We start from the raw sequence: 21701 nt of genomic DNA, 5'->3' as shown, positions 1-21701 counted from the left end.
GGGCTGATGCTAAAATTGCCCCATACTGCGTTACAAATCTCGCTAAGGCATCTGCATTATCGTCGCTTTGTGCCTTGTCTGGAACAATTTTAGCGATCAGCAGTGCCTATTTGCGAATGTTCAACACGCCCTACTAACAAATATTGTCAAATAGTATGTAGCAATGGCTACATCATAAATCATCAAGGAGTGATGAGATGGGTACAAAAGATACAGTGATGATGGATAATAACTCTAAACCAAATATTGCCTTTATTGGGCTTGGTAATATGGGTGCGCCTATGGCAGAAAACTTATTAAAGGCAGGATATACACTTTCTGTCTTTGATTTATCTGATGCAGCAACCCAGCGCTTAGAAAAAGCAGGTGCTCGCGTGGCACAGAGTCCTAAAGATGCAGCGAGCAATGCTCAAGTTGTCATTAGTATGCTGCCGGCGGGTCAGCATGTGCACTCTGTGTATCTGGGCGATAGTGGCGCTAATGGTCTGCTGGCAGAATTACCAAAAGGCACGCTTGTGATTGACAGTAGTACAATAGCGGCTGCTGATGCTAGGACAGTGGCAGACGCTGCAAGCCAGCTTGGCATCGACTTTTTGGATGCCCCCGTGTCTGGCGGGACAGGCGGGGCGATTGCTGGTAGCTTGACCTTTATTGTTGGTGGTGATGACGACGCTTTTGCCAAAGCTGAGCCGATACTCGCTGCAATGGGGAAAAATATTTTTCATGCAGGCGAACATGGTGCAGGACAAGTTGCGAAGATTTGCAACAACATGCTGTTAGGTATCCTAATGGCAGGCACGGCAGAGGCGATTAATTTAGGGGTTAAGAACGGTCTAGATCCCAAAGTATTATCAGATATTATGCTACAAAGCTCAGGCCGTAACTGGACGTTAGAGGTCTATAACCCTTATCCGCAAGTCATGGAAAACGTTCCCTCTAGCAATGGCTACCAAGGTGGTTTTATGAGTAAGCTGATGCAAAAAGATCTCAATCTTGCCATGCAAACGGCAAAGGATACTCATGTAGACACGCCAATGGGTGCCAAGGCAACAGAGATATATGCCACGCATGCGCTTGAGAACGGTGATAAAGACTTCTCTAGTATTATGGGCCGTCATGATGCTTCGGTGTTGTTTTAGAGTTATCTTAGAAATAACGACTCATATACTCAATCACTCTTACTATCGTGAATAGTGAGGACTGATTAAAGAGGGCTTGTTAGATGAAAAAAGGTTCATGCTACATTTATAGTGTGAACCTTTTTCTATTTGATCATAGTAATGAATGAGCAATGACTCTATTAGCTTTGTAAGTCATACACGAGAGCTTGAATATCTTGCGCTGCTTGCTGTAGTCGAGGTACATGAGTCAGTAATTCGTCGAGCGATACGCGTATCGTTGGTGCATGCAGGTACAATGAGGCCAGATAGCGCGACTTTTTATCTAATATAGGCACCGCCACTCCCACCATCTCAGAGATAAACTCTTCGTTATCAATACCAATGCCAGTGGTAGCGATACGATCGAGCTCGGCGTTCAAAGCGTCAATATCAGTGATGGTGTTTTTGGTGAATTTGTCTAATGGTAGACCTTGCAGTATTTTATTGCGACTGGTGGTAGATAATTGGCTCAAATACAATTTACCAGTTGCCGTACACCACATGGGCGACTTTGCACCTACTGGGAGGTATATCTGCAATGGTAAGGTCGTTTGTGCGCGGTTGGTATAAATCATATTCATATGATAAGGAACACCGATACCGCAAGTTTCTTTAAGCTCATCAACCAGTTTTTGCAAAATCATCTGGCGCTCATTAAAGAATAAGCGCTGCTGCCAAAGCTCAACGCTCAGATTGCGAACCCGTTTACCAGGAACAATACCGCCACCGATATCAACGGTCAAAAAACCATCGTCGACCAAATTCTGAATTAAACGGTGTATGGTCGGTTTAGGAATATCCAACTCTTGCGATAGCTCAAGTGGAGAGAGAGGTTTAGAAGCATATGACACGGCTTCTATGATCTCTAACACACGGGTGATCGAGGATACTTTAGGCATATAAAGGGCTCAGTAGTAGTAAAAGGGGGTGAGGCTGACGAGACTATAATGTTTTCATAACGAAGATAAATAGTAATAAATCTGCATTCCCACAATAGATCTATTTCTATGTCTAATTTAGCACAATATCAAGCTGAGACAAGGCTTGGTGACACTATATAAGAACATTTGTACTGTTAGCTTCCATATTTACAATTTTTTCTAAGCGAAACAGTAGATACCTCAACTCACACATTGCAACATTCTGTAGTAATAAGCTATATAACTGCTGTTGAGTTGAGTGGCTTACTCAGACATTATGATGAAACATTTTGTAATACCCTCACATGAACATTAAGCGGACCAGTATTCATGTCTACACTGATTAATTGCTTTTAGAGAGTTGTGTAACAGGAATTCAAAGTTTTGCAGGTTGGTGTAGCAATTATTACAGTAACTATGCAATCTTTACATAACGGCAAATAAAAAGCGCATCCATGGGGGTGACTTTTTGAGTCAAAATTGTTTTAATCTCTTCAACAAAATGGTGGTTTAAAAAAGAGCAAAATTATCATTTTTTACGGGCGAGTTACTTTACACTTTAGGAGAATAATTATGAAACTTATTAAACTTACAGCTATCTCTGCTGCTGTTCTAGCATCAACTGCTGCATTAGCCGCTGATCCGGTTATCGTTGTTGATAATAACGATGCAGTAGTATACGAAGCTGAGCCAGTGGCTGTTGCCTACCAAGCAGAACCTGCTTACGCATATAACTCTGATGCTGGTATCGTACGCAATACTACTGGTGCTGTAGTTGGTGGTACTAAAACTTTCTTCCAAACAGCTGTTAACCCAGCATCTGTTAGTGCTGAAGTTGGTACTCTAGGTTATGGTGCTAACATCGGTTGGTCACTTAACGAGAAAACTGAATTACAAGCTGGTTGGGCAGGTGGCGACGCTGCTGAGCTTTTCGGCGGTGATTTTGATGCAAACGATGTAAACTATGATGTTGACACTGACTTTAGCAACCCATATCTAGGTGTGCAATTGCGTCCTACTGGTAACTGGTTCACTATGGGTGCTGGTATCATCGTTCCTGATAACGAAATCACAGCGACTGCTAATGCTAAAGATGCAGGCGATAATGGCTACTATCCAGTTGACGGCGCTCGTTACTTCGTAGGTACGCCTGATGCTGATCAAGTTGATTTAACGCGTGGCGATATTACAGAAGTTGGTGGCGTGCAAGCTGATCTTGAGCATCGTAACAAGCTAGCTCCTTACTTAACTATTGGTTTCCGCCCTAACATCACTAACAACTTCGGTGTATTTGGCGAGCTAGGTGCTGCGTATCTTGGTAAGACAACAGCAACTGTTAATGCTAACGGTGCTAACGGTGCACTTGCTGAAGATCAAATCAAGAAAGAATTAGAAGACGAGAATTATCTTGAGTGGATGCCAATCGTTAAACTTGGTGCAACTTACCGTTTCTAATCTAATCACAGTGTAAGTACTGTCATTAGAACAAAAAAAACGACCCTTTTTAGGGTCGTTTTTTTATGTCTAAAAGAAAGCGAAGATAATAAATACGAGAGCATTGCCAAATATGATCAAAAAACGACGACTGTTTGATCTGCTTGCAATACTGCAATTTGGTGATTGGATTGATCGTTAGTATGACTGATAGTAATAAAGTCTTTATTTATATCATCAGTCAAGGCAGGAATGACATCAGAGTAATCTATACCTAAACCTTGTGCCAAAGTGTACTGATGGATCTTGATAAAGCTTTCTTTGATTTGCCATAGTAACTTTGCAATATAATCACGCTGATTTTTTGGTAATGCCTGTAAAATAGTAATTTCACTATCTGAGTAAAAACGCTTGACGATATGCCAAGCAACATCATTGTGCTCGATATCGATGCCAGCAGGGCGACGACGGCTGATGACCGCTGCTATTTTGCTGTATGAAATAGCAGCGATATTTTGATGAGATTTTTTATTGAATTCGTCTTTGTTATGAGCGGCTGTATGGCTAAAACAGACGTAATACTTGCTTTGGCTAAGGCGATAGGGAAAGCTCGACTCATCTAAGGTATCGCTGATTTCTAGCTTATTGAGTAGCGCTTGTAGTAACTGTCTTACACCTTGGCGCTGCTGTTGACGTTGCCTATGAGCAATACTACGTTTTGATATTGGTTTTTGTACTGCATGATAATGCCATTTGAAATGACGAAACTCAGTAAAAACCATATGTGATGATAGATACGCTGATAACCAGTATGAGTCGTTCCACAAGTTGCTCATTTCTACAGGACTGGATAAATCACTTACTTGAGCAGTCACGCACCAAGTTTCATGGTCGAGTTGAGTAAGTTGGACGTTAGTGATATTTACTACTGGTATTATCATGAGTGGTCATTAATATTTTTAATTGAAAACGAAGTTTTTTTAGAAATATAAATAATATGCTTGAAATTAGGTATCTTACATTTGAGTTTGAAATATTTATATTTTACTTAGCTCAATAGAATATAAAAAGCCCAGTAATATAACATTACTGGGCTTTTTTAAAGCAAATGATTTTTAATGACGCTTAGTAAGACAGCTCAGCACGGCGGTTTTGTGCATAGGCATTTTCGGTGTTGCCAGCCGCTGCAGGACGTTCTTCACCATAGCTAATGACACGGATGTTGTTGGCAGCGACACCTTGAGCAGCAAGATAGTTGCGTGCTGCTTGGGCACGGCGCTCACCGAGTGCCATATTGTATTCACGGCTACCGCGCTCATCAGTATGACCTGCGATAACCACACCAGCTGCTGGGTTTGAGTTTAATAGGCTCACGTGTTGGTTAAGGACACTCGCCGCTTGCGCAGTGATTTCGCTGCTATCAAAAGCAAAATAGACAACCGCTTGTAAGTTTTCAGCACCAGTAATGACAGCGGCTGAGTTATCAACGATGACGGCACCATTATAGCCAACTTGACCACCTGGAATACCTAGCGGCGCGACCACAACTTCTGAGGTAGCGCGCTTAGTCGCACAACCTGTAGTGATTGCAACGGCGCTTGATAGTACAGCTAAAACAGCGATCTTAGAAAAACTGATTGACATGACGAGCTCCTAAAATTTTAATTAAATTTATTTTTTAAACTGCTTACGATAAAACTCAGGCAATCTTTAGCCATCATATACTAACTGTTAATTTATGTAAGTATTTTTACTGTAAATAACGATAGATAGATATGTAACGTATCACCAGCGGTGTTTGCCCCAGTTTTCAGGATTGGCCCAGTAATCAGCATTGAGCCAATTCGGTAGCTGTTTATAATCATATAAATTGAACTGCCAAAGCGCCGCTGATACAGTGGAAGATGTTATGCATTCAATATCACTAATATCTAAAGATGGCTCGCTTAAGACATCAAATGGCGTAAACCCATAAGGTTTCAAATCAATGGAACTATCAAGCGCAACCAGCAAGTGTGCTGCATAGAGATCACGATAACGCATGAGGGCAGGGATGTATTGATGTAACAGCTCTTTTGAGAGGGTGGGTAGCCAAAAGCAAGCAAGCTCGTATCGTTCAAGCACAGGCTGTTTAGCAAGCTCTGATAAAGTGGAGACGTGCCATGCTTCAGCTGATACGTTATTATCATCTTTAACATTCGTATCTTTAATATGTGTAGTTTTCTTGAGCTGTGTTTGCAGAGTTGATAATTCTGTTTTGTCGTGTGCTACCCATAACAGCTGAGTAGTGTCATCAGTCTGTCTAGTCATCGTCTGTGCTTGTTTATCAAGTGAGCTATCAAGCGAAGGCATGAGAGCATCAACATACTCTATCAGTAGAGGTAACGTGATCTTTGAGTATTTGGCAGTGTGTGTTGTCATATAATAAGCCGTTTATGAAAGGTGAGTTATTAGTGCGCCTATTAAATCATTTTCATCGGCATTATCCAATTGATAACGTGAGCCAATTGTTGATTTAATCATTCATATAGAGGCTAACCAACACACATGAATGTATACGAGGAAATGTATATGAAGGATAAACTCAGTTATCTCGATGCCCATACTTGAAATATAAGGATTTAGGTCAATCTACCTATAAGCAGGAAACCATATATAACATGCGCCCGTTGTAACTTTCATTGTGACTTTGAGCGCCATAAACGTTGCTATCAAGACGAAAGCTATAATGCGAATAGCAAAACAATAACACTCATAACATATCATCAATAATAATAGGAAATTACCATGTCTACTGCTGAAACCGATGCTCAGATCATGAACCCTGAAATGCCAGATGTACCCCCACATGCACCAAGTAAAATTAATCTAAAGGATTACCAAAAACCAAGTTTTGATGTGGAAACGGTCCATTTGGACATCAAGCTGTTTGAAGATTATGCTCAGGTAAATAGTACGCTTAAGATGGTACGCCAAACCACAGGGGATATTGTCTTATTTGGCGAATCGTTAGAGCTGCTGTCTATTATCATGAATGATAAAGCGTTAACATCTGAGCACTACCAGCAAGGAGATGGCAAGCTAACGATTTATGAAGCACCTGATGAGGTTATCTTAGACATTCAGGTACGTATCTGCCCGCAAACTAACACCGCGCTTGAAGGTCTATACATGGCAGGTAGTGGTGACGACACCATGTTTGTGACTCAGTGCGAACCAGAAGGTTTCCGTAAGATTACTTTTTATCCTGATCGCCCTGATGTACTCGCGATATTTACCACTCGACTGGAAGCCGATAAGCGCTATCCGACGTTATTGGCTAACGGTAATTTAGTTGAAGCAGGCGAGGTTGCTGATGCGCCAGAGCGTCATTATGCGATTTGGCAGGATCCAACCAACAAGCCCAGTTATTTATTTGCCTGTGTTATTGCTGATTTGGATGTGTTGACAGACTCTTATACGACCAGCGAAGGTCGGGACGTATTACTTGAGGTGTATGCAAAATCTGCCGATATCGATAAATGTGATGTTGGTATGCAAGCCTTAAAAGACGCTATGAAGTGGGATGAGATCAATTACGGCCGAGCCTATGACTTGGATCGCTATATGATTGTGGCAGTCAGTCAGTTCAATATGGGCGCAATGGAGAATAAGGGTCTTAATATCTTTAACACCGCTTGCGTGTTATCGAGCCCTGAGACCACTACTGATGCGCGCAGTTTTAGCGTAAAAGCCATTATTGCTCACGAATATTTTCACAACTGGACGGGTAACCGTATCACGTGCCGTGATTGGTTTCAGCTGTGTTTGAAAGAAGGTTTTACGGTTTACCGTGATCAGTCGTTTTCAGCAGATCAGCAATCAAGTGCGGTACAGCGTATTGATGATGTGGCGACCTTGCGTGCACATCAGTTTGCAGAGGATGCAGGCCCATTAGCACATCCAGTACGCCCAGAGAGCTTTGTTGAGATTAATAACTTTTATACGACAACCGTCTATGAGAAAGGCGCTGAAATCGTACGAATGATTGCGAACACATTAGGGCCGGATGATTTTCGCAAAGGAACAGACGAGTATTTCCGTCGTTATGATGGACAAGCGGTCACGGTAGAAGACTTTTTATCAGCCCTTAGCATCACTGATGACAAAATCGAGGACTTTATCGACTGGTATCGTCAGCCAGGTACGCCAGTGGTATCGGGCTCTCAAACTTATGATAGTGCAGCGCAGACATTAACGATTACCTTGAACCAGCAAACACGTCATGTGAAAGGCTTTGATGCACCAAAACCGTTGCCGATACCTGTAGCAACCGCACTGTTTGATAAAGATTCAGGCGCTATCGTCGCTGAGCGTATGTTATTGCTTGACGAGGCGACGCAAACGTTTGTGTTTGAAAATATCGCAAGTGAGCCTGTTGTGTCTTTACTGCGTGATTTTAGTGCGCCAGTACAGCTCAACTATGATTACCAAGATGCAGACTTAGCATTTTTGCTCAAGCATGAAACCAATGGGTTTAACCGCTGGCAAGTCACCCAAATGCTAGTCAACCGTATTTTACTGCAAAGCCAAGGTGCGAAGAGCAGTCCTGAAGTGTATTTAGAAGCCTTGGCACAGACGTTGCCCGTTTTAGCAGCTGATGATGCGATGCTGGCCGCACGATTACTTGATATTCCATCAGCGCAAGAGCTGGCTTCTGCTATTCCTCAAGACTACGATCCGGTACTAGTGAAAGAGCAGCGCGATGGGCTATATCAGCAAGTAGCAGATAAATTAAAAGATCAATGGGCTACGTTATATCATAATCTGCCAATGCAATCTTATGAAGACAGCGCTGAGGCACGAGGTGACCGCGCTTTGCGTAATGTAGTGCTCGATATGGCATTGACAGCTAATCTAGATGATGCAGCGGACTGGGCACAGCAGCAGTATGATCATGCTAGCTGTATGACAGAGCGTTTTGGTGCGTTGAAGGCGATGGTTAACCATCAGCTGCCAAAAGCCAATGATTATTTGACCGATTTCTATAAGCGTTTCCAAGCAAACGATCTGGTGATTGATTTGTGGTTCAGTGTGCAAGCCGCCGCTGATGATGTGACACCTGATGTTATCAAGTCGTTAATTGCGCATACCGATTTTGATTGGAATACCCCTAATCGTGTCCGTTCAGTTATCGGTGCCTTTAGCTCGCAACCAACAGTACTATGGACAGCAGAGGGTCTGAAGATGTATACAGACGTGATCAAAAAACTCGATGATGCCAACCCTGTATTGGCGTCGCGACTGCTACAAGTGCTGGCACGCTGGAATACGTTGGCTGAACCACGTCGTCAAATGGCACATGAGCAGCTAACAGACTTACGCAAGAACGTTTCATCTAAGCATGTGCTTGAAAGCTTAGAGAGTGTATTAGGTGCTGCAAATAGCTGATTGATAATAGCTAGGAAATAATTTAGCTGTAGTATTAACTTTAAAATAAAGCCAACTTCAAACTAGAGTTGGCTTTATTTAATTGAGCGTATAGCATTAATTGTCATTAAGAATTAAGCTGCTCAAGAAAATGTTTTTCTTAAAATTCTCCCAATAAAAAGCCCCTTTCGTATCAGTACGAAAAGGGCTTTCTAGTTTTTGTTTGACGATATACTATCGTTAATAGCTATTAGCGGTTTGGTAGCACATCTTTTACCATATCACGCAAGCCGCGCAATGCGGTGACAGTGCTATCCCAGTCTAGACAGCCATCAGTGATAGATTTACCGTACTCAAGCTGACTTAAATCAGCGGTTAGTTTTTGATTGCCGCCTTTTAGGTGACTCTCAATCATCATGCCAATGATTGATTTATTACCATTTTGAATTTGCTCAGCGACGTTTTGGATAACCATCGGCTGCAAGTAAGGGTCTTTACCTGAGTTGGCATGGCTTGAGTCAATCATGATTTTGCCATTGGTTTTGCCTTTTGCCAGTTCGTTCTCAACTTGAGCAACTGCCGTTTCATCGTAGTTAGGCTTGCCATTACCACCGCGGAGTACCACGTGTGCGTAAGGGTTGCCTTTCGATTTGATGATAGAGACCTTACCATCTGAGGATAGACCTAGGAAGCTATGACCTTCTTTAACGGCTTGCATCGCATTGACAGCAACCGTCATACCGCCGTCAGTACCGTTTTTGAAGCCAACTGGGCAAGATAAGCCTGAGCTCATTTCACGGTGTGTTTGGCTCTCGGTAGTACGTGCGCCAATCGCTGACCAGCTAATTAAATCCTGCATGTACTGCGGCGTGTTTGGATCAAGGGCTTCAGTCGCACAAGGCAAGCCTTTTTCATTCAAATCAAGCAATAACTTACGAGCAGTACGCAAGCCCTTTTCGATATCAAAGCTGTCATTCATGTCAGGGTCATTAATCATACCCTTCCAACCGACCGTGGTACGAGGTTTTTCAAAATAAACACGCATGACGACAAATACGCTGTCTTCGATCTCTTTTGCCAATACGGCTAAGCGATCGGCATACTCATGGGCCGCTTTAATATCGTGGATAGAGCAGGGTCCAATGACCACAAACAGACGCTTGTCTTTACCGTCCAAGATATTTTGGATCGTTTGGCGACCGTTTAGTACGGTTTTGTATGCATCGTCTGACAGAGGTAGCTCAGCTTTTAGCTCAGCGGGAGTAATCAAAGGAATAAATTTTTCAATATTCACGTCGTCAATGTCTGCATTATGGGTAACTGATGTTGTCATGGTTATATATCGTCTAGCTGATTTATAGGAATATTCATTATGCGGACAAAAGTGTTGGTTGACAAGGGTAGTCCGGTAGTTAATTGACTGATAACTGGAATGAGGAAACTAAAACTTAGTTATACTTACACATGATTAAGGCTATATTTGAATTCGCAAATGCACGTTTGGTATTTCGTTTTTCTGTCTATTAATAAGGATGAATTAAGTACTGGGTGCTCAACGATCAGATTTTATGCGTGAATTTAGCTATTTGTATCATCGTCACGTATGATAGCGACCGCGATGGCTTTATGATTGCGCACTAAAACGATTGCACACTAAAACATGAATGCCAAAAAATAGACACAGATAAAATGTGTATGTCATCAACCTCTATCATTGACTGACTGTGTTATATTTTACAACAACGATTTATTTTATTTGTATATCTTCAATATTGAGAGCTTGTCATGACAGATTCTGCTACGTCTCATCCACATACTGATTCCATCAGCCAAACAGAGACGGATTTTAATAAACCTAAAACGACTGCCACGCCGCTAGTGATAGCCATTGTCGCAGGTGAAGTGTCAGGTGACAGTTTAGGCGCAGATTTTATGCAACAGATGAATAATCTGCGTGATGACATCGTTTGGGTAGGCGTGGGCGGCACTAAGATGCAAGCGCAAGGATTGCAAAGCATTTTTCCATTAGAGCGTTTGGCAGTGATGGGTCTGGTTGAAGTCATGGCGCAGCTACCAGATTTGCTCAAAGCACGCCGCGAGCTATTGAGTGCGTTTAAGACAGCCAATATCGATTGGTTTATTGGTATCGATGCACCTGATTTTAACCTACGGGTCGCTAAAAAACTCAAGCCACAAGGCGTGTTCTGTGTGCAATATGTCAGTCCTTCTATTTGGGCATGGCGTGAGTCGCGTATCCATAATATTAAAGCGGCGACCCATTTGGTATTGTGCCTATTCCCATTTGAGCTACCGGTTTATGAGCGTCATAATCATCCGGCGATCTGTGTGGGGCATCCGTTGCTACGAACCATTGATCAAGCATTGATAGACACGCCAATCAATCAGCGCCGTAGCGAGCTGGTCTGGCACAATGATGGTTTACAGCAGTTTTTTATTGAACGGTTTGATGATGTCAGCCAGCTTATCTGCGTGATGCCTGGCTCTCGGCGTGGCGAGATTACCGCTATCTTGCCATTGATGCTTGACGGCATTCAAAAGCTCATATTATTAGACCCAAAGCTGTGTTTTATCATTCCAACGGTTGATCAAAATCACCAATATATTGTGCAAGAAGTCATTGATCAATGCTCAGAGCAGCTGCGGGCAGCTATTGCCGTCGTTTATGATGATACTCAGCCAGAGTTTAGTCAGCATGCGATGGCAGCGTCAGATATCGTGATGCTAGCCTCTGGGACAGCAACATTGGAGGCAATGCTGCTTGAGCGTCCGATGGTGGTGGTTTATCAATTGAATCAGATCACTTATCAGATTGCCAAACGTCTGGTAAAAGTGCCTTATGTGGCACTACCTAACATATTGGCTAATGCGCCGATTGTGCCTGAGCTTATTCAAGAGCAGGCAAGTGGGGATAATATTTGCCGTACGGTGATGCGTCTATTACAACCCCGTGCTTATGCTGAGCAATTAAAAGACCTGTTGGCGACAAAACACACGTTGCAGCAGCAAAGCAATCATGAGCCGGCAAATAGCGTGATTGAGCAATATTTTATGAGCGATAGTAAAGCTTCCAATCTTACCTAACCTAGAAAGACTTTCTAATATTATGCAAATCCAACCTAGCACAGAAAACCTAGCCCAGATAGTTGACGTCACTATTAATAATATTGATGTCAAAGGGCAGTATATTCAATTGGCGGCGCCTATACGCTTATATGGACAGTTGAATACCTCTAAGCTGTTTGCTCAATATGAGCGCGATGAAGCGCAACGCTTAGAACAGTTAATATTAAAAATTGGCGTTGATGAAGCAGGACGTGGACCGTTACTAGGTAGTGTCAATGTGGCCGCCGCGATATTGCCTGCGTCTTGGTCAGGATTGATTGAAGAACAACCACTCAAAGACACACCATTGTCGATACTGACAGACTCCAAAAAACTGAGTGAAAAAAAGCGCGATCTTCTTTATCCACTGGTAAAGGCGCATGCCCTCGGTTATGTCATCGCTGATATACCAGCAGCCGTTATCGACCAAGTCAATATTTTACAAGCAACGATGCTCGGTATGCGGTTATGCATCGAAGCTTTGCTAGAAACAGTTTTTAAATATCTTTCTAAAACTAAAAGTCTTGGCACATCACTTGATAAATTACAGGTAGAGGCGTTATTTGATGGTAATCGTTGTCCTGAGCTGAATGACGCTATATTTGATGAATTGGACATCTCGCGATCTTCTGTTGATTGCCAAGCATGGGTGAAGGGTGATGCACGTCATACCAGTATCGCAGCGGCTAGTATATTGGCAAAGGTGAGCCGTGATGAGACCATGTATGCCCTTGATATGCAGCATCCAGAATACGGTATTGCCAAACATAAAGGCTATCCGACGCGCGCACATATGGAAGCCATTGAGAGACATGGTGTCTTATCAGCACATAGGCGCAGCTTTGCACCAGTGAGAAAGGCATTAGAGAGCTAATTTTAAACGACAGTATCTCGTCTAGAAATCGTCTAATAATAAAGATTTAATGTATTAGCAGAAAGAAGATATCTACCTATGTTAACAAATAGGCAAATTTCCGGAAAAATAACGAGCGAAAATTTATAAAATGTAATACAATATGTTGCTCTTGGTATAAAGTACTGTTAAATCAATGACTAAGCTTTTATCTTGAGTTTTATTCTCACTATGAATTATATATATTACTATTTTATAGTATAAGAGATGATGGCTCATCCCCCTCAAAAGAACCTTAGAACCTTGCTGTAGTGCTTTTCTTAGCGGTATTTTTAACGGCCTACGGCGGTGGCGACTCCGATAGCAACTCGTCTTCTAATGATTCACCGAATGAGCCACCAAAAGGCGATATACAATGAGAGTCCAAACCCTATTAAAGGCACAGGTCGCGATTTACGTACCGATCCTATTGGACAGCCTGTTTATGTGAGTATGCCATCAGCGAACAAAATCAAAGTAAGCAACACCAAGTTCCGAGATACTCAGCGAAATACTAGGGCGTGTTGAACATTCGCAAATAAGCGCTTAGAATGACTAAACTTATTATTTTTAACATCGAATCGCCTAAAAAATAGTCGCTGTCAGTGCCATGGTCGAATGTTCAACACGCCCTAATGTACCGATTCAATTGATCGACTTTGATAACGATCCGTATGTGAACACCAACTACGCATTACCAGCGAATGAGGCATTTATTTTGCCATTAACAGATGCACTAAAGAGCTGCGAAGTTAATCGCGCGGCAAATCAAAGCCAGCAATGTGGTCTGTATGGCAATACAAAGTATCAAGTAAGCTTTGATATCTTGGTTGATGATAAAAACTTAGAAAGTAAGTCATTCACTTTTACGACGGGTAAGGTAAATTATTAGTTAAGCCGTTTAATCAATCGTACAAACAAAAGGACTGAACCAGATAACTGGTTCAGTCCTTTTTTTATATAAAGACACTATAAAAATGTGACAAAGTAAGTAGACTGGATAAAATTTACTTTAAAATGAAGAGTTCGGCTGTTGCAAAAAGGCTTTTTCATCCTCAGTTGATTTGCGCCCTAGTGCCTCATTACGATGTGGGTAACGCCCAAATTGATCAATAATTTCTTTATGACGATATTCAAAATCTAGCGTGGTTGCATCGTCTAATTGCTTAAATAATGGTAGATAACGGTCGTGAATCAGCGCTGACTCAGAGTGCATAAATGGGATAATCATAAACTTACGCCATTGCATCGGTAAAGTGTCAAAATAGGGCTGCTGAGTGGCTTCTTGTGCTAAGACTAATGCTATACCGTCTTGTGCAAAAGCACAGGCTTGTTCGCGACACAGGTTTCGTGAAAACTGATCTAAGACAATGATTTCTGCCAGTCGCCCTGCTAGCGTTGTTATTGAACTATTGCCATCTAGAGAAGATTCTGCGAGGCGCCAATTAACGCATTCACCTTGCTTTGCTGCCTGCCAAATGTCACCAAACTTGTCCTTTATCTGCTGATCAAAACGATCGTTTTGTTCAAACCAACACGCTTCATTATCTTTATTAAACCAAAAATCCAATACTGCACGCGCATCCGGGTGGAGGTGCGTTAAGTCTATATGTTTTGGGTCTAATTGAGAGGCATGGGATCGACTGGCAGAGGTGGAATAATCGGTTGAGAGTGCCATAAGATATTCTAATTATGATGGATTTAGTCTACTATAGCGCAAATATTTATATCTGTCTGTCAAGATACCAACAGCAGAGTGTCTATTAGGTAACCTATTATGAATGCAAAAAATCTAGAGAATTCTATCAACGCGACATTGCCACCAACGCCTTACTATGTGCTTGATGAAGCAGCTATCGTTGCCAATATGAAAATCATCGCTAGGCTATGTGAGCTGTCTGGTGCCAAGGCATTGTTGGCACTAAAATGCTTTGCCACATGGGGTGTTTTTGATGTAATGCAGCCATATCTACATGGTACAACTTCATCTTCGCTTAACGAAGTCAGATTGGGCTATGAGACCTTTGGCGATAACAATGATGCCAGTAGCAGCGATAAAAAAGAAACGCACGCTTATAGCGTCGCCTATAGTGCAGATGAAATTCCTGAAGTACTGAGTTATGCTGATAAAATTATCTTTAACTCAATCTCGCAGCTAACTGCTTTTAAAGATCAAGCGGCAGCACAAGGTGTTCCAGTAGGCTTACGATTAAATCCAAAAACCAGTAACTCATCATTTTTGATCGCTGATCCTGCACGTCCATTTAGCCGTCTTGGTGAGCATGACAAAGGTAAAATCGCAGCGGTACTTGGCGATATCACTGGCGTCATGATTCATAACAACTGCGAAAATGACAGCTTTGAAGCCTTTAGTGAAAGTTTGGCTGATATCGAAGCCAGATTTGGCGATATTTTGCAGCAGCTTGAGTGGGTGAGCTTGGGCGGCGGCATTCATTTTATCGCGCCTGATTATCCATTAGAAAAGCTGGCTGACAGATTAAAAGTATTTAGTGAGACCTATGGCGTGCAAGTTTATCTTGAGCCAGGTGAGGCAAGCATCCATGGCGCGGGCACGTTGGTCACGACAGTGTTAGACACCATGCACAATCAAAAAAATCTCGCCGTCGTCGACGCTTCGATTGAAGCACATATGCTCGACTTGCTTATCTATCGTGAGTCCGCACCGATTGCCGCGATCAATAATACTGCTGGCAATATTGCACCTACTGGCAATCCAGCAGAAGCTGCGCCGTCTGAATCCAACGCAGGCTCAGCAGACCATACCATCATTTATGGTCGTTCTTGCTTGGCAGGGGATATCTTTGGTGAATATGCATTACCGAGTAATATTCAGATAGGCGATAAGATTGCCTTTGGTAATGCCGCAGGCTATACGATGGTGAAGAAAAACTGGTTCAATGGGGTCAATATGCCTGCGATTGTCATCCGTCGTTTGGATGGTCGTATCGATATCCAGCGTGAGTTCGACTATGAGGAATATAAAGCCAGCCTATCTTAAGCCTTAGTAGCGTTAGTAGCCTTAGTTTTTAAGACTATGTTATTGTCGGGTTTTGTATTTTAATGTTTAAAAAACAAAGGCTTAACCTGTATTAGTATGCATTTTAATATCTCTACTTTTTATACATATTTTTTACCGATAAGGGAATAAAAATTGTTATAATCGCGTCGGGCAAATAATGGAGTATTATCTGCCCGACGGGTGCGTGGGTTTTCCTCGGTCTTCCTTTTTAATTCACGCATATCATTCACTCGTTTCTGTTTTGCATAGCCGCAATCAATGGTATCGACAGGGGCACAAAGGAGGATTGTTCATTGAACACAAACCAACAAGCCAAATCTAACAAAAAAGACGTACTTATCATCGGAGCAGGTGGTGTCGCTCAAGTGGTCGCGCATAAGTGTGCGATGCATAATGATGTGCTTGGCGAGATCCATATCGCCTCACGTACCAAAGACAAATGCGATGCTATCGCGCAGAGCGTAAAAGAAAAAGACAGCTTTAAGCAGGCTGCAGTCTTGCATACACATCAGGTCGATGCCATGGACAGCCAAGCACTCGTGCAGCTGATACAAGACACAAAAATACAGATACTTATTAATGTTGGCTCGGCATTTATCAATATGACCGTACTAGAAGCTTGTATTGAAACAGGCACGGCATATATAGATACGGCTATTCACGAAGATCCACGCAAGATTTGTGAGACACCGCCGTGGTACAACAACTACGAGTGGCAACGCAAACAGCGCTGTGCAGACAATAATGTCACTGCTATTTTAGGTGCAGGCTTTGATCCCGGTATGGTCAATGCTTATGCACGCTTGGGCTATGATATGATGGATGCAGGATCTGTGACTGATATTGACATTATTGATATCAATGCGGGCAGTCATGGCAAATACTTTGCGACCAACTTTGACCCAGAGATCAACTTCCGTGAATTCACCGGTACGGTTTACTCTTGGCAAGACAGCAAGTGGCAGTCTAACAAAATGTTTGAAGTCAAACGTACAGACGATTTACCAGTTGTGGGTGTGCAGAACAGCTATCTGAGTGGTCATGATGAAGTGCATTCATTGTCAGCCAATCTAGATGTACCAAACATTCGTTTTTGGATGGGCTTTGGTGAGCATTATATCAATGTATTCACCGTGCTACAGAGCTTAGGACTACTGTCTGAGCAGCCAGTGATGACGGCTGAAGGCCAAGAAGTTGTGCCGCTAAAAGTCGTGAAGGCAGTACTACCAGATCCAAGCTCGCTGGCACCAGAATATACAGGCAAGACCTGTATCGGTGACAAAGTCAAAGGAAAAATCAATGGCGTTGAGACGGAAGTATTTATCTACAATGTCTCAGATCACAAAGATGCGTACAACGAAGTGGGTAGCCAAGGTATCTCGTATACCGCAGGCGTGCCACCTGTTGCTGCTGCAATACTAGTCGCGACTGGCGAATGGGATGCAGGCACAATGGTCAACGTCGAAGAGTTAGATGCTAAGCCATTTATTAATCTGCTCAACAAAATCGGTCTGCCAACGCGTATCAAAGATAGCGAAGGCGATAGAGCGCTTGAGTTTGATATTTAATTAGCAAGCGTAATTTAGAAAAGCCTGTCTTTTATAGATAGGCTTTTTTTATGGTTTGAACCGCCCCGACTTTATCGGAGACTTATTTACTTGAGTCAGGCAGCTTCACCTGACAAGGTTAAATTATCATAATACCGCTTTTCAAACTCAAAGGGTGACACATATCCAATCGTGCTATGCAATCGTGTTCTATTAAACCAATCCACCCATTCAAGGGTTGCTAGTTCAACATCGTTCACACCAGTCCAGTTCTGTTTTAAATAATGAATCACCTCAGACTTATAAAGCCCGTTGACCGTCTCAGCTAATGCATTATCGTATGAATCGCCTGTCGTACCGACAGAAGCTATAACACCGCATGTAGCCATTTTATCAGTATAGCGAATGGATAAATACTGAACCCCTCGATCACTGTGATGAATCACATCTTTGGGATAGTTTCTATCTGCTATTGCTTGATTTAACGCCGCCATCACCATATCTGTGTTCATACGATTAGATACTTTCCAGCCCACAATAGCGCGAGCAAACACATCAATAATAAAAGCGGTATACACCCAGCCGCTTATCGTCTTGATATAAGTAAAGTCTGCCACCCAGAGCTGGTTAGGGCGATGAGCGCTAAAGTTACGATTGACTAGGTCATCAGCACGCTTTTGGTCGTCACGGCTGTTGGTGGTAATCTTGCCTTTGCCACGCCAGACGCCTTATAGGCCATACTGCTTCATTAATCGCTCTACGGTACACCGAGCAACCTTTAACCCGTCAGCTTTCATCTGCTGCCATACTTTACGCGCACCGTAACGGCATTTGCTGTCCTGCCAGATACGTTTAATCTCGCTGAGATAGTAGTCGTCATGCTGACTGCGCAGTGAACGCCTTTCAGGGCAGCACTCTAGGTCTTTAGTACTGTGATAGGTTGACGGGGCAATCGGTAGTACTCTACAAATCAGCTCGACCCCATAACTACCTCTATAGTCATCAATAAACTGAACCATTATCTGGGTGGACGGTCGAGCTCCGCCTGGGCTTCAAGACCAGCAGCCTTACGTATGATCTCATTGGCTTGCTTGAGCTCTCTGCATTCGCGTTCAAGCTCCTTGATGCGCTCTTTATCACTTTGCGCTTGCACCGATGCAGGAATAGTTTGATCGATGTGTTTTTTATGCCACGACCGCAGGGTTTCAGGCGTACAGCCAATCTTAGGGGCAATGGCTTGAATCGCTGACCATGTGGAGGGATAGTCGCCCAATGCTTCTATCAGCATGCGAACGGCGCGTTCTTTAATCTCAGGAGTGTAGTTTCGTGTTTTCATTGTCGTATTCTCTCAGAATGTTGAGTCTCCGACAATCCCGGGGCGGTTCAGTTGGAGCTACTTGGAATCTTTGAAGAAGAAATAGATCAGGTACTGATATAATCTATTATCTACTTAGATGAGTGAAGAGTTGACATAGTCTATTTCTATTATCGCTCAGGTCTTTTTTATCTTAATATCTGTATAATAGAAACATCAGCCGTCTAACAAATTAAAGTTTTTTATATCAAGAAATGTAGTTCTATAAGGCAGAGTTCGAAATATATGCAAAATAATCACTTCTCAAGAGACTTAAACAGGTAGTTATATGAATAATAGCGGTAAAGGAAAATTAATTGTAATAGAGGGTGGGGATGGCCTAGGCAAAAGTACACAGTATAGTCTCATAGAAGACATGCTTATTAAAGAAGGTTATGAAGTATCAACTTATGATTTTCCTCATAAAGTAGGTAACCCACTATCAGATTTGATAGGCGACTTCTTAAATGGTAAACATGGGCAGGTTGAGCCTGAATTCTTGAGCTTAGCCTTTGCTGCTGATAGATATATCTCAAAAGATCCTATTAATGGAAGTCTTGAGAGTGGAGCTATTGTTCTGTGTGATCGTTACATACTATCAAATATAGCTTTTCAAACTTCTAAGTTAATAGATATCGATAGAAGTGAGAAGCTTGTAGAACTCATTCAGTGGTTAGAGTATGAGATATATAAGCTTCCCAAACCTGATTTGGAGGTTATTATTACTGCTCCAGACTCTCATTACATAGATGGTATACATTTAGAAAGAAATGGCTCGAAAGATAGAATTTACTCTTTAGATAGTTCAGATATTCATGAAAAAGATGAAGGTCTACAGGTAAAGGTGAACAATTTCTTTAGCAATATTGAAAATAAAAAAAATAGAGTGTTTATTGATGCATATGATAAAGGTAATAATCGTAAGTCTATACAGAGTATTTATAAAGAAATAATACCTTTTATTAAAAAAACACTAGAGGAATAGTACATGAAAATATTAGTTAGCAAATTAGTTGAAGCCCACTCTTATATTGATAAATTTTCAGATATGACTAATATCGTAAATGAAATGAGTGATAAAGAGAAAAACTTAGTAGAACATATAGTTGAAAAAATTGATGAAAAAATTTTAGAAGATAGCGATGAACAGACAGGACTTATAGAACTTGATTTAGAAAATAAAATAAGGTTACTAGCCACTATTTATAATAAATCGAGCGATATACTCTTGTATCCTAAGGAAATGCGAGAAGGGTATATTCAAAGATGGTCTGATAATCTGAGCTTAGAAGATTTTGTGATACGTAAGTGTTTAGTTATGGGTGCGGATAAAATTGATAGTATCATAAATATATACGACGTTTAACTATAATAACCATTAAAAATTAAGATTAAATATGGCTAGTTTTAACTTAGATGAACATGAAACAATTCGTAAGTTATTTAATTCTACTACTTCACTACTAGTCTTGAATATTTTAATACTGATACTAGGGTCAATATTAATTTTTTTTGATGAAATTCCACGTGCAATTGGAACTTCATTAATAGCTAGCTCTCTTGTAAGCTTTAGCACCTTATGGGTTAGGTTTATTAAGACATCTGAAGATAGACTCTTGTCTAACATTAGGAGCTATGGCTTAAAGGAAATACATAGTCAGAGAGCCTTAGTGAGTATATATGAGAAATTATTAGAAACATCTAATGAGATTGATGTTACAGGTTATTCGCTATCAGGGTTTTCAAATCAAGCTTTAGATATAATAAAAAGAAGAAATGAGGGTAAGAATCCTATAAACGTTAGGATTTTACTAGTTAATCCAGATACTGAAGCATCAAAGAGTCAAGCTCTTAACGAAGGGCACGTTAAAGATTATTACCAAACATTATGTACGAATATATTAGCCAGTTTTGAAGGTATTGAAAATGTTGAAATTAGGTTTATTGAACAAAGTTTACCAGTCATGATATATCGTATAGGAGATACATTATTTACAGGACATTATTCAATAATTAAAAAATCCAGAAGTTCATCCACTGTTACTTATGAAGTTAAAAATCCTGGTCGGCTATTCCATATATATCTATCTGAATTTGAAGAAATGTGGCGTATAGCCGATAAAAAGGACACTTCATGTTAGTTGTCTTTTGTGGGTTGCCTTGTTGTGGCAAAAGTACGTTAACAGCAAAAATAGCTGAAAATTGTAGTAGCCAGTACTTTCTAGAACCAGAGGAGGATTTTTGGCCAAGTTGGATTAAAGAGGATAACCTAGATCAGTTTAGTGCTTTGAATTGGTTTAGATCTGCTAGAGTTCCTGAGTATAAGAAAGCTGCATTAATATCTGAGAAAAAGTTAGTCTTCGTTGACAGTTTTTATGATGTATTGATTAAATATTATATTAGTGACCCGTCTTTTAGTTGGTTGATTTCAAAAGAAAATGCCTACTATGAAGTTGTTAAGAGAACTGCTGAATTAGATGCAGAACTATTAGCCGCTCCCGATTTATTAGTATTTATAAAAGTAAGTGAAGATGATTGGAACACATTACAGAAAAAAAGAAATCGTGTATACGACGAAACAGTGAATTTGATTGAAAACTATCAAATGCAAGATTCAATCTATAACGCAGCAAGAAATTATTGTAAAGATACCGGTACAAATTTTCTCGAAGTTGAACAAAAAATAGATGGTTATGAAGAGATAGTAGAGGAAATCACTAAATGTCTAAAATCTCTGCAGTACATATAAATCATAGGTAAGTTTTAGTATGTCACTTAATCTGCTAATAGATAACAAATTAGGAGTTAATTCATCAATCTTC

At 41.3% G+C, this 21701-nt stretch carries 19 protein-coding genes, 1 pseudogene and 1 other annotated feature; of the genes and pseudogenes, 13 read left to right on the top strand and 7 right to left on the bottom strand.

Annotated elements, in window-relative coordinates:
- Positions 1–197 precede the first annotated feature (197 nt).
- Positions 198–1139 carry a 3-hydroxyisobutyrate dehydrogenase gene (mmsB, locus tag BTW00_RS11045; RefSeq protein WP_075107444.1) on the top strand — a complete coding sequence of 314 codons (942 nt, stop codon included), beginning with the start codon at positions 198–200 and terminating at the stop codon, positions 1137–1139.
- Positions 1140–1300: 161 nt separating this feature from the next.
- Here mmsB and BTW00_RS11040 read toward each other — a convergent pair whose 3' ends face one another.
- A complete protein-coding gene (locus tag BTW00_RS11040) occupies positions 1301–2059 on the bottom strand; it encodes an IclR family transcriptional regulator (protein WP_058025592.1) in 759 nt (252 codons plus the stop codon).
- Between the two features lie 594 nt (positions 2060–2653).
- On the opposite strand from BTW00_RS11040, the gene BTW00_RS11035 reads away from it, so the two are divergent.
- Entirely contained in the window at positions 2654–3535 is an 882-nt protein-coding gene (locus tag BTW00_RS11035; protein ID WP_083603637.1) for a hypothetical protein, read from the top strand.
- 116 nt (positions 3536–3651) lie between these two features.
- On the opposite strand, the gene BTW00_RS11030 is transcribed toward BTW00_RS11035, so the two are convergent.
- The 3 genes from BTW00_RS11030 to BTW00_RS11020 form a co-directional block, all read right to left on the bottom strand.
- Positions 3652–4455 carry a 4'-phosphopantetheinyl transferase superfamily protein gene (locus BTW00_RS11030; protein WP_075107443.1) on the bottom strand — a complete coding sequence of 268 codons (804 nt, stop codon included), beginning with the start codon at positions 4453–4455 and terminating at the stop codon, positions 3652–3654.
- Between the two features lie 184 nt (positions 4456–4639).
- Entirely contained in the window at positions 4640–5158 is a 519-nt protein-coding gene (gene pal / locus BTW00_RS11025; protein ID WP_075107442.1) for a peptidoglycan-associated lipoprotein Pal, read from the bottom strand.
- Positions 5159–5299: 141 nt separating this feature from the next.
- Positions 5300–5935 carry a DUF6231 family protein gene (locus BTW00_RS11020; RefSeq protein WP_075107441.1) on the bottom strand — a complete coding sequence of 212 codons (636 nt, stop codon included), beginning with the start codon at positions 5933–5935 and terminating at the stop codon, positions 5300–5302.
- 366 nt (positions 5936–6301) lie between these two features.
- On the opposite strand from BTW00_RS11020, the gene pepN reads away from it, so the two are divergent.
- Entirely contained in the window at positions 6302–8944 is a 2643-nt protein-coding gene (pepN, locus tag BTW00_RS11015) for an aminopeptidase N (protein ID WP_083603636.1), read from the top strand.
- 229 nt (positions 8945–9173) lie between these two features.
- Here pepN and BTW00_RS11010 read toward each other — a convergent pair whose 3' ends face one another.
- Positions 9174–10256: a 3-deoxy-7-phosphoheptulonate synthase gene (locus tag BTW00_RS11010; protein ID WP_058025756.1), complete on the bottom strand. Its 1083-nt coding sequence runs from the start codon at positions 10254–10256 to the stop codon at positions 9174–9176.
- Positions 10257–10708: 452 nt separating this feature from the next.
- Between BTW00_RS11010 and lpxB the strand changes: the two genes are divergently transcribed.
- The 4 genes from lpxB to BTW00_RS10995 all read left to right on the top strand — a co-directional run bounded on the left by lpxB (position 10709) and on the right by BTW00_RS10995 (position 13830).
- Positions 10709–12025: a lipid-A-disaccharide synthase gene (gene lpxB / locus BTW00_RS11005; protein WP_075107440.1), complete on the top strand. Its 1317-nt coding sequence runs from the start codon at positions 10709–10711 to the stop codon at positions 12023–12025.
- 22 nt (positions 12026–12047) lie between these two features.
- On the top strand, positions 12048–12920 hold the full coding sequence (locus BTW00_RS11000) for a ribonuclease HII (protein ID WP_083603635.1): 873 nt from the start codon (positions 12048–12050) through the stop codon (positions 12918–12920).
- Between the two features lie 369 nt (positions 12921–13289).
- Complete coding sequence (locus BTW00_RS13950) at positions 13290–13466, top strand: hypothetical protein (protein WP_256714057.1); 177 nt, start codon at positions 13290–13292, stop codon at positions 13464–13466.
- 82 nt (positions 13467–13548) lie between these two features.
- Positions 13549–13830 (top strand): hypothetical protein, encoded by a 282-nt coding sequence (locus tag BTW00_RS10995; protein ID WP_075107439.1) that lies wholly within the window; start codon positions 13549–13551, stop codon positions 13828–13830.
- A gap of 120 nt (positions 13831–13950) precedes the next feature.
- Here the strand turns inward: BTW00_RS10995 and BTW00_RS10990 are convergent, their stop codons facing one another.
- The gene (locus BTW00_RS10990; RefSeq protein ID WP_075107438.1) at positions 13951–14616 is read right to left on the bottom strand and encodes a DUF924 family protein; all 666 of its coding nucleotides are present in this window, start codon (positions 14614–14616) and stop codon (positions 13951–13953) included.
- Positions 14617–14715: 99 nt separating this feature from the next.
- Here BTW00_RS10990 and BTW00_RS10985 point away from each other — a divergent pair, with 99 nt between their 5' ends.
- Positions 14716–15957, top strand: coding sequence for a carboxynorspermidine decarboxylase (locus BTW00_RS10985; protein ID WP_075107437.1), 1242 nt, complete (start codon positions 14716–14718; stop codon positions 15955–15957).
- Between the two features lie 314 nt (positions 15958–16271).
- Complete coding sequence (locus BTW00_RS10980; protein ID WP_075107436.1) at positions 16272–17546, top strand: saccharopine dehydrogenase family protein; 1275 nt, start codon at positions 16272–16274, stop codon at positions 17544–17546.
- A 95-nt stretch (positions 17547–17641) separates the two neighbouring features.
- On the opposite strand, the pseudogene BTW00_RS10975 reads toward BTW00_RS10980, so the two are convergent.
- A pseudogene (locus BTW00_RS10975) lies at positions 17642–18861 on the bottom strand (IS3 family transposase).
- Positions 18470–18586: a sequence feature (AL1L pseudoknot), on the bottom strand. (Overlaps the previous pseudogene by 117 nt.)
- 307 nt (positions 18862–19168) lie before the next feature.
- Between BTW00_RS10975 and BTW00_RS10965 the strand changes: the two are divergent.
- The 4 genes from BTW00_RS10965 to BTW00_RS10950 are packed head-to-tail and all read left to right on the top strand — an operon-like array spanning position 19169 to position 21628.
- A complete protein-coding gene (locus BTW00_RS10965; RefSeq protein WP_075107434.1) occupies positions 19169–19864 on the top strand; it encodes a hypothetical protein in 696 nt (231 codons plus the stop codon).
- A 3-nt stretch (positions 19865–19867) separates the two neighbouring features.
- On the top strand, positions 19868–20245 hold the full coding sequence (locus BTW00_RS10960) for a hypothetical protein (RefSeq protein ID WP_075107433.1): 378 nt from the start codon (positions 19868–19870) through the stop codon (positions 20243–20245).
- Positions 20246–20276: 31 nt separating this feature from the next.
- Positions 20277–21020 carry a hypothetical protein gene (locus BTW00_RS10955; RefSeq protein ID WP_075107432.1) on the top strand — a complete coding sequence of 248 codons (744 nt, stop codon included), beginning with the start codon at positions 20277–20279 and terminating at the stop codon, positions 21018–21020.
- The gene (locus BTW00_RS10950; protein WP_075107431.1) at positions 21014–21628 is read left to right on the top strand and encodes a hypothetical protein; all 615 of its coding nucleotides are present in this window, start codon (positions 21014–21016) and stop codon (positions 21626–21628) included. The genes BTW00_RS10955 and BTW00_RS10950 overlap by 7 nt, the downstream gene beginning before the upstream one ends.
- Positions 21629–21701: the final 73 nt, after the last annotated feature.

Source organism: Psychrobacter sp. C 20.9 (genome assembly GCF_001921765.1).
GTDB classification, from domain to species: Bacteria; Pseudomonadota; Gammaproteobacteria; order Pseudomonadales; family Moraxellaceae; genus Psychrobacter; species Psychrobacter piscatorii_B.
Note: the sequence above shows the minus strand (reverse complement) of the source record. Positions and strands in the feature narration are given on the sequence as shown.